The sequence below is a fragment of the Streptomyces sp. NPDC017936 genome, assembly GCF_044328485.1.
GTDB lineage: Bacteria > Actinomycetota > Actinomycetes > Streptomycetales > Streptomycetaceae > Streptomyces.
In genome coordinates, this window is record NZ_JBIRHK010000002.1 from 547340 (window position 1) to 560610 (window position 13271).

General features: G+C 72.6%; 11 protein-coding genes and 1 riboswitch. Of the genes, 9 read left to right on the plus strand and 2 right to left on the minus strand.

The genetic code is table 11. The features are described 5' to 3' along the window. The first annotated feature begins 19 nt into the window (after positions 1-19). The 4 genes from dxs (at position 20) to ACH4F6_RS05945 (ending at position 4156) form a co-directional block, all read left to right on the plus strand. The gene (dxs, locus tag ACH4F6_RS05930; protein WP_397958641.1) at positions 20-1921 is read left to right on the plus strand and encodes a 1-deoxy-D-xylulose-5-phosphate synthase; all 1902 of its coding nucleotides are present in this window, start codon (positions 20-22) and stop codon (positions 1919-1921) included. Next, positions 1918-3303: an aspartate aminotransferase family protein gene (locus ACH4F6_RS05935; RefSeq protein ID WP_397958642.1), complete on the plus strand. Its 1386-nt coding sequence runs from the start codon at positions 1918-1920 to the stop codon at positions 3301-3303. Before dxs ends, ACH4F6_RS05935 begins: the two co-directional genes overlap by 4 nt. Before the next feature lie 83 nt (positions 3304-3386). Further along, entirely contained in the window at positions 3387-4040 is a 654-nt protein-coding gene (locus ACH4F6_RS05940; RefSeq protein WP_397958643.1) for a helix-turn-helix domain-containing protein, read from the plus strand. Next, complete coding sequence (locus tag ACH4F6_RS05945; RefSeq protein WP_397958644.1) at positions 4037-4156, plus strand: DUF6126 family protein; 120 nt, start codon at positions 4037-4039, stop codon at positions 4154-4156. The genes ACH4F6_RS05940 and ACH4F6_RS05945 overlap by 4 nt, the downstream gene beginning before the upstream one ends. Positions 4157-4183: 27 nt before the next feature. Here the strand turns inward: ACH4F6_RS05945 and ACH4F6_RS05950 are convergent, their stop codons facing one another. Then, positions 4184-4981 (minus strand): tyrosine-protein phosphatase, encoded by a 798-nt coding sequence (locus tag ACH4F6_RS05950; RefSeq protein WP_397958645.1) that lies wholly within the window; start codon positions 4979-4981, stop codon positions 4184-4186. A 218-nt stretch (positions 4982-5199) separates the two neighbouring features. On the opposite strand from ACH4F6_RS05950, the gene ACH4F6_RS05955 reads away from it, so the two are divergent. The 5 genes from ACH4F6_RS05955 (at position 5200) to ACH4F6_RS05975 (ending at position 12523) form a co-directional block, all read left to right on the plus strand. Next, positions 5200-7272, plus strand: coding sequence for an alpha-galactosidase (locus ACH4F6_RS05955; protein ID WP_397958646.1), 2073 nt, complete (start codon positions 5200-5202; stop codon positions 7270-7272). 307 nt (positions 7273-7579) lie between these two features. Further along, positions 7580-7738: riboswitch (cyclic di-AMP (ydaO/yuaA leader) on the plus strand. Between the two features lie 4 nt (positions 7739-7742). Further along, positions 7743-8732: a LysM peptidoglycan-binding domain-containing M23 family metallopeptidase gene (locus tag ACH4F6_RS05960; protein WP_397958647.1), complete on the plus strand. Its 990-nt coding sequence runs from the start codon at positions 7743-7745 to the stop codon at positions 8730-8732. 288 nt (positions 8733-9020) lie between these two features. Continuing rightward, positions 9021-10889, plus strand: a complete 1869-nt coding sequence (locus tag ACH4F6_RS05965; protein ID WP_397958648.1) for a hypothetical protein — start codon at positions 9021-9023, stop codon at positions 10887-10889. Between the two features lie 14 nt (positions 10890-10903). Then, a complete protein-coding gene (locus ACH4F6_RS05970; RefSeq protein ID WP_397958649.1) occupies positions 10904-11611 on the plus strand; it encodes a DUF6250 domain-containing protein in 708 nt (235 codons plus the stop codon). Positions 11612-11737: 126 nt separating this feature from the next. Beyond that, on the plus strand, positions 11738-12523 hold the full coding sequence (locus ACH4F6_RS05975; protein WP_397958798.1) for an SGNH/GDSL hydrolase family protein: 786 nt from the start codon (positions 11738-11740) through the stop codon (positions 12521-12523). Between the two features lie 99 nt (positions 12524-12622). On the opposite strand, the gene ACH4F6_RS05980 is transcribed toward ACH4F6_RS05975, so the two are convergent. After that, entirely contained in the window at positions 12623-13243 is a 621-nt protein-coding gene (locus ACH4F6_RS05980) for a TetR/AcrR family transcriptional regulator (RefSeq protein WP_397958650.1), read from the minus strand. Positions 13244-13271 lie beyond the last annotated feature (28 nt).

Sequence of the window (13271 nt, forward strand, 5' to 3'; positions counted from 1 at the left end):
GACCGAAGGGGGCCCGATCGTGACGATCCTGGAGAGCATCCGGCAACCACGCGACCTGAAGGCGCTGTCCGAGGCGGAACTCGGTGAACTGTCCGACGAGATCAGGGAGTTCCTGGTGCACGCGGTCGCCAGGACCGGCGGCCACCTCGGACCCAACCTGGGCGTGGTGGAGCTGACCCTCGCGCTCCACCGGGTCTTCGAGTCGCCGGTGGACCGCATCCTGTGGGACACCGGCCACCAGAGCTACGTGCACAAGCTGGTGACGGGGCGTCAGGACTTCTCCAAACTGCGCGGCAAGGGCGGTCTGTCCGGCTACCCCTCCCGTGAGGAGTCCGAGCACGACGTCATCGAGAACAGCCACGCCTCCACCGCCCTCGGCTGGGCCGACGGGCTCGCCAAGGCCCGCCAGGTGCAGGGCGAGAAGGGGCACGTCGTCGCGGTCGTCGGCGACGGGGCGCTGACCGGGGGCATGGCCTGGGAGGCGCTGAACAACATCGCGGCCGCCAAGGACCGGCCGCTGATCATCGTCGTCAACGACAACGAGCGCTCGTACGCGCCGACCATCGGCGGCCTCGCCCACCACCTGGCCGCCCTGCGCACCACCGACGGCTACGAGAAGGTGCTGGCCTGGGGCAAGGACGTCCTGCTGAGGACCCCGGTGGTCGGGCACACCGTCTACGAGTCGCTGCACGGCGCGAAGAAGGGCTTCAAGGACGCGTTCGCCCCGCAGGGCATGTTCGAGGACCTCGGCCTGAAGTACGTCGGGCCGATCGACGGGCACGACATCAAGGCCGTCGAGTCCGCGCTGCGCCGGGCCAAGCGGTTCCACGGGCCGGTGCTGGTGCACTGCCTGACGGAGAAGGGCCGCGGCTACGAGCCCGCCCTCGCCCACGAGGAGGACCACTTCCACACCGTCGGCGTGATGGACCCGCTGACCTGCGCGCCCCTCGTCCCCTCGAGCGGCCCGTCATGGACCTCGGTGTTCGGCGACGAGATCGTGCGCATCGGCGAGGAGCGCGACGACGTCGTGGCGGTCACGGCGGCCATGCTGCACCCGGTCGGACTCGGCGCCTTCGCCGAGCGCTTCCCGGACCGGGTGTGGGACGTCGGCATCGCCGAGCAGCACGCGGCGGTGAGCGCCGCCGGACTGGCGACCGGCGGACTGCACCCGGTCGTCGCCGTCTACGCCACCTTCCTCAACCGCGCCTTCGACCAGCTGCTGATGGACGTCGCCCTGCACCGCTGCGGGGTCACCTTCGTGCTGGACCGGGCCGGGGTGACCGGCGTGGACGGCGCCTCCCACAACGGGATGTGGGACATGTCCGTCCTCCAGGTCGTCCCCGGCCTGCGGATCGCCGCCCCGCGCGACGCCGAGCAGCTGCGCGCCCAGCTGCGCGAGGCCGTCGCGGTGGACGACGCGCCGACGCTGGTCCGCTTCCCCAAGGAGTCGGTGGGACCCGAGATCCCGGCCGTCGGCCGCGTGGGCGGCATGGACGTCCTGCACCGCGGCGAGCGGCCGGACGTGCTGCTGGTGGCCGTCGGCGTGATGGCGCCGGTGTGCCTGCAGGCCGCCGGACTCCTGGCCGCCCGGGGCCTGCACTGCACGGTCGTCGACCCGCGCTGGGTCAAGCCGGTCGACCCGGACCTGCCCGCCCTCGCCGCCGGGCACCGGCTGGTGGCCGTCGTCGAGGACAACAGCCGGGCCGCGGGCGTCGGTTCGGCGGTGGCGCTGGCCCTGGGCGACGCCGGGGTCGACGTGCCCGTGCGGCGGTTCGGCATCCCCGAGCAGTTCCTCGCGCACGCCAAGCGCGCCGAGGTGCTCGCCGACATCGGCCTCACGCCCGTCGAGATCGCCGGACGGATCAGCGCGAGCCTGGCGGTCGAGGACGCCGCCGGCTCAGTCAAGGAGAAGACCGAATGACCAAGGAGTTCGACCTCGGCGCGCTCTTGGCCGAGCGCGGGGCCGAGCGCTACGAGCTGCACGGCAGGTACCTCAACCACCAGCTCCCGCGCATGCTGCACACCATCGGCTTCGACAAGGTCTACGAGCGCGCCGAGGGCGCCCACTTCTGGGACGCGGACGGCAACGACTACCTGGACATGCTCGCCGGGTTCGGGGTGATGGGCCTGGGCCGCCACCACCCCGTCGTGCGCAAGGCGCTGCACGACGTCCTCGACGCCTCCCTCGCCGACCTCACCCGCTTCGACTGCCAGCCGCTGCCCGGACTGCTGGCCGAACGGCTCCTCGCCCACAGCCCGCACCTGGACCGGGTGTTCTTCGGCAACAGCGGCACGGAGGCCGTCGAGACCGCCCTGAAGTTCGCCCGCCGGGCCACCGGCAAGCCCCGCGTCCTCTACTGCGACCACGCCTTCCACGGCCTGACCACCGGCTCGCTCTCGGTCAACGGCGAGGACGGCTTCCGTGACGGCTTCGCCCCGCTGCTGCCGGACACGGCCGTGCCGCTCGGGGATCTCGACGCGCTGGCGAAGGAGCTGAGGAAGGGCGACGTCGCCGCGCTGATCGTCGAGCCGATCCAGGGCAAGGGCGTGCACGAGGCCCCGCCGGGCTTCCTGCGCGCCGCGCAGGAGCTGCTGCACCGGCACAAGGCGCTGCTGATCGCCGACGAGGTGCAGACCGGCCTCGGCCGGACCGGCGACTTCTACGCCTACCAGCACGAGGACGGCGTCGAGCCGGACCTGGTGTGCGTGGCCAAGGCGCTCTCCGGCGGCTACGTGCCGGTCGGCGCCACCCTCGGCAAGGACTGGATCTTCAAGAAGGTCTACTCGTCGATCGACCGGGTGCTGGTCCACTCCTCGAGCTTCGGCTCCAACGCCCAGGCGATGGCGGCGGGCCTGGCGGTGCTGTCGGTCCTGGAGGACGAGGGGATCGTCGCCAACGCCCGGGTCACCGGGGAACGGCTGAGATCACGGCTGGCGGCGCTCACCGAGAAGTACGAGCTGCTCGCCGACGTGCGGGGCCGGGGCCTGATGATCGGCATCGAGTTCGGCCGGCCCAGGTCGCTGAAGCTGCGCAGCCGGTGGGCCATGCTCCAGACCGCGCGCAAGGGGCTCTTCGCGCAGATGGTGGTGGTCCCGCTGCTGCAGCGGCACCGCATCCTCACCCAGGTCTCCGGCGACCACCTGGAGGTGATCAAACTGATCCCGCCGCTGGTCGTGGACGAGGCCGACGTGGACCGGTTCGTGGACGCGTTCACCGAGGTGATGGACGACGCCCACGGCGGGAGCGGGCTGATGTGGGACTTCGGCCGGACGCTGATCAAGCAGGCGGTGGCCCACCGGTGACCGGGCCGGAGCGTCACCCTGCCGGCTTTGCCTCTGAGGCAAGAGATTTGCCATAGAGGCAAAGCCGGGTGCTGAATGGAGGCATGAGCTCCTCCGACGCCGTTCCCGGCACCGGCCACGGCCCGGGCGCCGACCACGGCCCCGGCCCGGCCGACGCCCTGCCGGTGGTCGCACCGCAGCTGCGGGCCCTGCGCCGCCGGGCCGGACTCACCCTGGAGGCCGCCGCCCGCTCCGCCGGCCTGTCGCCCGCCCACCTCTCCCGGCTGGAGACCGGCGGACGGCAGCCGTCGCTGCCCATGCTGCTCGCGCTCGCCCGCATCTACGGTACGACCGTCTCGGAACTGCTCGGTGAGACGGTCACCGGCCGGGACGCCGTCGTGCGGGCCGCCGACATGGAGCCGACCCACGCGGGCGGATGGACGTACTGGCAGGCCGGTGCGTCCGGGCGGGGCATGCAGGCCCTGCGGGTCCACGTGCCGTACGGCTCCCAGGGCGACATCGTGCGGGTGCACCCCGGTGAGGAGTGGCTGCACGTCCTCGCCGGACGGCTGCGGCTGCGGCTCGGCGACACCACGCACCTGCTCGGCCCGGGCGACAGCGCGCACTTCGACTCGCTGACCCCGCACCGCATCGCCGCGCAGGACCCCGACGGGGTCGAGCTCCTCTTCGTCCACACCCTGCTGCAGAGTCCGACGGCCGCCCTGTGCCTCGGCCCCACCCCTGGAGAGACGCCATGAGCGACATCGAGGAGAAGTTCCCCCGGAGCCTGTGGATCCGGCTGATCATCTACATCGCCGTGGGGCACCTCTTCGCCGGGTTCCTCTGGCTGCTGTTCGAGGTCGGCGCCAAGTAGGGGAGACCGGGCTCCGGGAGCGCCCGCTCAGTCCAGCAGGCGCTCCCGCAGCCGCTCGCGGGTCCGCGGGGCCAGCCCGAGGCCCTGCTCCAGGTAGGCCTCGACACCGCCCCAGGTGTCCTCGATGGTGCGGAACGCGGCCGTGAGGTACTCGGCACGGGCTTCGAAGAGGGGGCTCAGCAGCTCCATGACCTCGGGGGAGTACGCCTCGGCGGAGGTGCCGCTGCGGCGCACCTTGTAGCGGCGGTGCTTGGCGTTGGACTCCAGGTAGTCGGCCATGATCGCCTCGTGCTCCACGCCCACCGCGAGCAGCGTCACGGCGACGGACAGACCGGCCCGGTCCTTGCCCGCCGCGCAGTGCATGAGCGCCGGGACGCTGTCCTCGGCGAGGGAGTGCAGCACGCGCGAGTGCTCACCCGTGCGCTCCTTCACGATCGAGCGGTAGGAGGCGATCATCCGGCCGGCCGCCTTGCCGTCGCCGAGGATCCCCCGCAGCTGCTCGATGTCGCCGTCGCGGACCATCTTCCAGAACTCGGCCCCGTCCGCCGGGTCGGAGAGCGGCAGGTTCACGTTGCGCACGCCCGGCAGCTCGACGTCCGGGCCCTCCAGCCGCTGGTCCGCCGCGTTGCGGAAGTCGAAGACCGTGTGCAGGCCCAGCGAGGAGAGGAAGGCGGCGTCCTCCTCGGTCGCGTGCGCGAGGTGGCCGCTGCGGAACAGCACGCCGTGCCGCACCCGCCGTCCGTCGACGGTGGGCAGGCCGCCCACGTCACGGAAGTTGCGCACACCGGCCAGCTGGGACTCGGTCGACGGGATCTGCTGCGTCACAGGGGCTCCTGGCGGTCGTCGGTCCCGGCCGGCGCGGCTCGGATGGCCGACGGAACGCTTCCCCGACGATACGACAACGATGCGTGGCGCAACGGATCGCCCACAGTGAGCAGGAGCACGTGTCCGGCTCATGGGCCGTGCGGGTGTTTGCCCAGGCGGGCCCCGTCCCCTGATGATGTCGGAGCTTGATCGCACCTGTTCGAATCAGTGGGGGTTTGATGCCCGAGTCCGCCGCCGACGGCCGCACCTGGCTCCTTACGGGGCCCGCCAGCAGTTACGCCGTCCATGTCACCGAGGCCGACGAGCTCGTGCACCTGCACTGGGGCCCGCGGCTCGCGCTCGCCGACGCCGAGGCCCTCGCCGAGCGCCCCCTGCCCGACTACTGGTCCTTCGAGTCCCCGCTCGACGGCCGGGAGGAGTACCCGGTGGAGGGCGGGGCCCGCTTCGTCCGGCCCGCCCTGTCGGTGCGCGGCGCCGGGCGGCGCGGCACCGAGTGGACCTTCGCCGGCCACGAGACCGAGGGCGGCGAACTGCGCCTGCTCTTCCGTGACGCCGGGCTCGGCGTCACCCTCCACTACCGGATGCGCGACGACGTCGTCGAACGCTGGGTGACCCTGCGCAACGACGGCGACGAACCCCTGGAACTGCTGCGCGCCGACTCCGCCGCCTGGAGCCTGCCCGACCGCGACGGCTGGCGCCTGTCCCAGCTGCACGGCCGCTGGGCCGCCGAGTCCCGCCTCACCCGGGGGCCCCTCACCTACGGCGAGAAGGTCATCGGCAGCCGCCGCGGCCACACCGGCCACCAGCACCTGCCCTGGGTCGCCCTGGACACCGACGCGACCGAGGAGCGGGGCGAGGTCTACGGCTGCGCCCTCGGCTGGTCGGGCTCGTGGCGGATCGCCGTGGCCCAGCTGCCCGACGCGCGCGTGCAGATCACCGGCGGCGCCGGCTACGACGACTCGGGCCTGCTGCGGCTGGCGGCCGGGGAGTCGTTCACCACGCCCGTCTTCGCCGGCCTGTGGACCGACGCCGGCTTCGGCGGCGCGAGCCGCGCCTGGCACGCCTACCAGCGGGCGCACGTGATCCCGGAGGCCGGGCGCGACCGGCCCGTGCTGTTCAACTCCTGGGAGGCCACCTACTTCGACATCTCCGAGGAACAGCAGGCGAGCCTCGCGCGGCGGGCCGCGGACATCGGCGTCGAGCTGTTCGTGGTGGACGACGGCTGGTTCGGCGCGCGCACCGGCGACCACGCCGGGCTCGGCGACTGGCGGCCCAACCCCGAGCGCTTCCCGCGGGGCCTCGAGCCGCTCGCGGACCAGGTGCACGCGCTCGGCATGCAGTTCGGCATCTGGGTCGAGCCCGAGATGGTCAACGCCGACAGCGACCTGTACCGGGCGCACCCCGACTGGGTGCAGTACCAGCCGGGACGCAGGCGGACGGAGCTGCGCAATCAGCTGGTGCTCAACCTCGCGCGCGAGGACGTCCAGGAGTACCTCTGGCAGCAGCTCGACGGACTGCTGTCCAGTGCGCCCATCGACTACGTGAAGTGGGACTTCAACCGCTGCTTCACCGACGCCGGCTGGCCGGACGACGACTACCCCCAGCGGCTCTGGGTGGACCACGTGCGCGCCCTGTACGCGCTGCTGGACCGGCTGCGGGCGGCCCATCCGGGCGTGGCCTTCGAGTCCTGCTCGGGCGGCGGCGGGCGGATCGACCTCGGGATCATGAGCCGCACGGACCAGGTGTGGACCTCCGACAACACCGACCCGCTGGACCGGCTCGCCATCCAGCACGGCTTCAGTCAGATCCACCCCGCGCGGGTGATGGCCGCCTGGGTCACCGACAGTCCGAACACCCAGCTCAACGGCCGGGTCAGCTCGCTGCGCTTCCGGTTCGTCAGCGCCATGGCCGGGGTGCTCGGGGTCGGCGGGGACCTCTCCGAGTGGTCCGGGGAGGAGCTCGCCGAGGCCCGCCGCTGGGTCGATCTCTACAAGGAGATCCGGCCCCTCGTGCAGCACGGCGAGCTCTACCGGCTGCGGCCCCCGGAGGGGGGCCTGAGCGCCGTGCAGTACGTGCGCGGGGACGAGTCCGTCGTCCTCGCCTGGCTCCAGGCGCAGCGGTACGGCGAGCCGGTGCCGGCGGTACGGCTGCGCGGCCTCGACCCGGCCGCTTCGTACGAATGCCTCGAAACGGGCGAAGTGCACCGGGGGGCGGTGCTGGTGCACCACGGGATGCGCACGGGGCTCCGTGGTGACCTCGATGCGACGGTCATCCGCTTGCGTCGCATCTGAGTGATCTGTCCGGATTGGGGGCCTTCATTCCAACTCGGCCGGGAGTAAAGGGTCCTGGGGGCACGTCACGTGAGGAGCGTCATATCCGTGACCGTGCGTCGCTCGTCATGTTCACGTAATTTCGGTGCTCTTCCCGGCCGTTCGGTGGGCGGCGGCCGTTCCGGTACACGGAAAGTGACCGGGATTCCCCGCCGGGGGCCGGGAGGAAGGGGGCAGGGGGGCAACCCTCGCTTGTCGTCGTGCGTCCGGGTCGCTTACGTTCCACACCGATCCGGACGGACGCCGAATCCTGCCGCCGCCCGGAGCCCGCACACACTCACCCGTGCACGGCAGGAGCGGGGGACCCACAGGCAGAACCGCCTGTTCCGGTCTCCGGAACAGGCTCGGGGTAAAGCCGCGCCCCGGCGCGGCCGGGCATCTCCAGCCCGCACCCGACAGCTCACCTCGCAGGCGCCGGAGAGGAATCCGCCATGCCCGCGAAGGGTAAGCACCGCCGCCCGAAGACCCAGCGCTTCACCCGCTCCCTCGCCGCCGCCGGAACCGGTGGCGCCGCGCTCGCCCTCCCGCTCATCGGCGCCGCCGGCGCCCACGCCGCACCGGCCGCGCAGCCGGTGTCCTCGCTTCCGGAGAAGGCCGTCCAGAGCGTTCCGGTCGCGCAGCCGGCCGCCGCCGGCTCGAAGTCCGCCGCGAGCGCCACGACCTACACGGTGCGGGCGGGCGACTACCTCTCCAAGATCGCGGACGAGCAGCACGTCGGCGGCGGCTGGCAGAAGCTGTACGCCGACAACCGCGCGGCCGTCGGCGACGACCCGTCGCTGATCCACCCCGGTCTGAAGCTGTCGATCGGCGAGAAGGCCGCGACCGGCGCCACCGGGTCGCCGTCCGCCGCGGCCGGTTCCTCCTCCTCGTCGAAGTCGTCGCAGTCGTCCAAGTCCGCGAAGGCCTCGGAGGCCTCGGAGGCCTCGCGGTCGAAGGCCTCGGAGTCCGCCGGGCAGTCCTCGTCCTCCCGGACCACGGCCGCCCAGGGCGCCGGGAACGACGGCGGCTCCAGCGGCTACGCCCTGCCCACGGCGAACGCCGCCGTCGGCACCCCGTACCGCATGTCCGGCAGCATGTGGTCCAGCGGCTACCACACCGGCGTCGACTTCGTCGTCCCGACCGGCACCTCGCTCAGGGCCGTCGGCGCGGGCACGGTCGTCTCCGCGGGCTGGGGCGGCGCGTACGGCAACCAGGTCGTCATCCGGCTCGCCGACGGCTACTACGCCCAGTACGCCCACCTGTCCTCGCTCTCGGTCTCGGCCGGCCAGACCGTCTCCGCGGGCCAGCAGGTCGGCCTGTCCGGCGCGACCGGCAACGTCACCGGTCCGCACCTGCACTTCGAGATCCGCACCACGCCGAACTACGGCTCGGACATCGACCCGCTCGCCTACCTCCGTTCGCACGGCGTCTCCGTCGGCTGACGCCTGGCGCGACCAGCTGCCCCACGCCGGAGGCCGGACCCGTTTCCCGGGTCCGGCCTCCGGCGTGTTTGCGTCTTCATGATCATTGTGTTGCGGTCGTATGGCGGTCCCCGCCGGACCGTCGACAGGCGGGACGGAGGGGGGAGACAGTGATCTCCCGTAGGGGACAAGCGCTTTCCGCGATCCCGCGCATGTCCGACACGTCGAACGTCGTTCGGCTTCATGGACGGTGACCGGACATCGCGAGGTGGCCGACCCCACGACCACTCCCATCGTGAAGGACCACACGTGAACCCCACCCGACGCCGAAGAACCGTCGCCGTCACCGCCGCCGCCCTGCTGGCCGGGCTCTTCTCCGCGCCCGCCGGCCAGGCCGCCGAGCAGCCGCGCCGGATCGTCGAGAACCTCGACCGGGGCCTGGTCGCCGTGCCGTCCGGCGAGGGCACCTTCCTCAGCTGGCGCCTGCTGGGCACCGAGTACGCCCGGTACGGCGACGCGATCGCCTTCAACGTGTACAAGAACGGCCGCCGGCTGAACCGCGAGCCGATCAGGAAGTCGACGACCTACCAGGACGACTCCCGGGGCAGGGGGACCTACACCGTGCGCGCGGTCGTGGGCGGGCGCGAGCAGCGGCCGGGTTCCGCGGCCCTCGACCTCGCCGAGGGGTACGCCGAGATCCCGCTCGCCGCGGCCGACGGCTACACCGTCCAGCACGCCTGGCCCGGCGACCTCGACGGCGACGGACGCTACGAACTCGTCGTCAGCCGGCTCTCCGGGACCCGCGACCGGTCCGACCTGCTGGAGGCGTACACCCTCACCGGGGAGCGGCTCTGGCGGGTCGACCTCGGCCCGGGCTCCTACACCCAGGTCGGCGGGAACGGCGCCAACGACCCGGCGCCCGCCGCGATCAGCGGCTCCACGGCGATCGGCGGCTACCGCAACGACGACAACGTCACCGTCTACGACCTCGACGGCGACGGGAAGGCCGAGGTGCTGGTGCACACGGCCGACGGCACCACCTTCGCGGACGGCGCGCGGGTCACCGCCGCCTCGCCCGCCGACCAGTTCGTCTCGGTGATCGACGGCGCCACCGGAGCCGAGCGCACCCGGCAGCCCGTCCCCGACGACTTCGCCGCCGACGGCCCCTCCGGCGGCCACTTCGGCATCGCCCATCTCGACGGCGTCCACCCGAGCCTGGTCACCAAGCTGGTCACCCGCGTCGGCGCCAAGCGCGGCACCTTCCGGATCCTCTTCCAGACCTGGGACTTCGACGGCACGGACCTCGAACGCCGCTGGAAGTACGTCGTCCCCTCCGACAGCGGCGCGACCAGCTTCCACCAGATCCGCACCGTCGACGTCGACAGGGACGGCAGGGACGAGATCGCCGACGGCAACTACGTCGTCAACAGCGACGGAACCCTGCGCTACGTCGTCGACGGCGCCGGGCACGGCGACCGCTTCCACATCGCCGACCTCGATCCCGGCCGCCCCGGCCTGGAGGGCTTCGCCATCCAGCAGGCCGAACTCGGCGTCGTCCCGAACTTCCCCTGGTACTACTACGACGCCGACACCGGGGAGCGTCTGGTCACCGGACAGCACCCCGCCGACTGGGTGAACGACACCGACATCGACGTCGGCCGCGGCAGCACCGGGGACATCGACCCCGGCCATCCCGGCTACGAGTACTGGACCTCCACCGCCGACGTCACCGCACCCGGCGCCGGCGTCCACAACGTCCAGGACGGCAAGGTCTCCACGACCACGCCCAGCGTCAACTTCCGCATCTGGTGGGACGGCGACAAGGCGTCGGAGAACCTCGACTTCACCCGCGTCGAGAAGTGGGACCCGGCCACCGAGACCAGCGCCACGCTCTTCGACCCGGCCGGCGTCGTCTCCGGCGCCCGCAACGCCACCCCCTTCTACGGAGACCTCCTCGGCGACTGGCGCGAGGAGATCCTCGCCGAGACCGCCGACCACACCGCCCTGCGCCTGTACACCACCACCGAGCCGACGCGGACCCGCCTCTACACGCTCGCCCAGAACCCCGCGTACCGCCTGGGCTGGACCGTGCGCGGCTACCTCCAGTCGACGTACACCGACTACTACCTCGGCACCGAGACCCGTCGCGTCCCCGCGCCCCGCATCACGACCCCCTGAAGGAGCACTTTCCCGTGACCACGTCCCGCAGAGCCTTCGGCGCCCTGGCCGCCGGCGCGGCCCTGGCCGCCCTCGCCCCCGCGGCGGAGGCGAGCGCCGCACCCCGTCACCGCCGCCTGATCGCCCACGACGACTTCCGCCGCGGCCTGCGCCGCTGGGCCGTCGAACTGGAGAAGGGCGGCACCGTCACCGCCTCGCGCGGCACCCTGGAGGTCGACGTGCCCGCCGGCGCGACCATCTGGTTCAAGCAGCGGCTCGAAGGACCGTACGTCCTGGAGTACACCGCCACCCCGGTCTCCGCGGGCGGCGCGAACGACCGCGTCTCCGACCTCAACAACTTCTGGAACGCCGTCGACGTCCGTTCCCCGGACGACCTCTTCGCCACGCGGCGCGGCGGCGCCCTCGCCGAGTACGACTACCTGAAGACGTATTACGTCGGCTACGGCGCCAACACCAACACCACCACCCGGCTGCGCCGTTACGTCGGCCGGCCGGGGGTCCGGCCGCTGATCCACGACTACACCGAGCCGCTGTTGACGGCGAACGAGCCGCACCACGTCCGCATCGTCTCCGACGGCTCCACCGTCCGGTGGTGGAACAACGGGCGGCTCGTCTTCGACCACACCGACCCGGAGCCGTACACCGCCGGGCACTTCGCCTTCCGCACCACCTGGAGCCATTTCCGGATCGACGACTTCCGGGTGTGGTCGCTTATTCCCTGATTGGCCAACTCTTTAGGAGTGGCTTATCTCACCGTCCGTCAACCCTTGCCTACGGTCGCGTAGGTCACATTCGAAGGTGAATCATGCACTGCTGTGGCAGACGATTCGAAGAGTGACAACAGATCAGTGATCGGGTCGTACGTGGCGGTGGGCGACAGCTTCACCGAGGGCGTCGGCGACCCCGGCCCCGACGGGGCGTTCGTCGGCTGGGCCGACCGGTTCGCGGTGCTGCTCGCGGACCGGCGGCCCGAGGGCGACTTCAACTACACCAACCTCGCGGTGCGCGGCAAACTCCTCGACCAGATCATGGCCGACCAGCTGCCCAGGGCGGTGGAGCTCGCTCCCGACCTGGTCTCCTTCTGCGCGGGCGGCAACGACATCCTGCGTCCCGGCACCGACCCGGACGAGGTGGCCGAGCGCTTCGAGCGGGCGATCGCCGCGCTGACCGCCACGGCGGGGACGGTGATGGTGACGACCGGGTTCGACACCCGCGGCGTTCCCGTGCTCAAGCACCTGCGCGGCAAGATCGCCACCTACAACGGGCACGTCCGCGCCGTCGCCGACCGGTACGGCTGCCCGGTGCTCGACCTGTGGTCCCTGAAGTCGGTGCAGGACCGCCGGGCCTGGGACCACGACCGGCTCCACCTCTCCCCGGAGGGGCACACGCGCGTGGCGCTGCGCGCCGGACAGGTCCTCGGCCTCCAGGTGCCGGCCGACCCGGAGCAGCCCTGGCCGCCCCTGCCGCCGCGCGGCACCCTGGAGATCCGGCGCGACGACGTGCACTGGGCGCGCGAGTACCTGGTGCCGTGGATCGGGCGCCGGCTGCGCGGGGAGTCCTCGGGCGACCACGTCACGGCCAAGGGCACGCTGTCGCCGCACGACATCAAGATGCGGATCGCCGCGGTGGCGTGAACCGCCGGGGCACGGCCGGCCGTCGACGGGGGGCGGCCGGCCGCCCCGCGTGCCCGCTCCGGACGAGCCGCCGCCGTGCCCCCGCGCCCGCCGGGGCCCTCAGCGCTCCGGGGCGCCCACCGTGCCGTCGTCCAGCGCGAGTTCCCGGGCCAGCGCCTGGTCCACCCACTCCTCGGCCCGGGCCCGCGACACCGTGCCCTGATAGGACGTCAACTGCACGGCGAGGCCGTCGAGCAGGGCCGTCAGGCGCAGGGCGGCGCCCGACGGGTCGGGGCAGCGGAACTCGCCCGCGGCCACGCCCTCCCCGATCACCTCGGTCAGCGCCGCCTTCCACCGCCGGTCGAGGTCGCGGGCCACCTCCCGCAGGGCGGGCTCGCGCAACGACACCGCCCAGCCCTCGATCCACAGCCGCCAGCCCTTGGCCTGGCCGGTCGGCGCGTACCAGCGCACCGCCGACCGCAGCCGGCGCAGGGCGGTGGTGCGGCGGCCGAGCAGCTTGCGCAGACGGGCCAGGTCGTCCTCGGCCGCGCGGGCGAACGCGGCGGCGACCAGCTTCTCCTTGGTGGAGAAGTGGTAGAGCACGAGCGCGTTGCTCACGCCGAGCGCCGCGGCCACGTCGGCGATCCTGACCGCCGCCACGCCCCGCGCCTCGATCTGCTCGATGGCGGCCCGCAGCAGCTCCTCGCGCCGCTCGGCCACGCTCAACCGGACTCTCGCCACGGGCGTCACCCTACACAGCCCCCGCGAC

What these genes read in the sequence shown, in the direction of transcription:
- ACH4F6_RS05935 (WP_397958642.1), top strand. Translation starts at nt 1,918, where the DNA reads ATGACCAAGGAGTTCGACCTCGGCGCGCTCTTGGCCGAGCGCGGGGCC.
- ACH4F6_RS05940 (WP_397958643.1), top strand. Translation starts at nt 3,387, where the DNA reads ATGAGCTCCTCCGACGCCGTTCCCGGCACCGGCCACGGCCCGGGCGCC.
- ACH4F6_RS05945 (WP_397958644.1), top strand. Translation starts at nt 4,037, where the DNA reads ATGAGCGACATCGAGGAGAAGTTCCCCCGGAGCCTGTGGATCCGGCTG.
- ACH4F6_RS05955 (WP_397958646.1), top strand. Translation starts at nt 5,200, where the DNA reads ATGCCCGAGTCCGCCGCCGACGGCCGCACCTGGCTCCTTACGGGGCCC.
- ACH4F6_RS05960 (WP_397958647.1), top strand. Translation starts at nt 7,743, where the DNA reads ATGCCCGCGAAGGGTAAGCACCGCCGCCCGAAGACCCAGCGCTTCACC.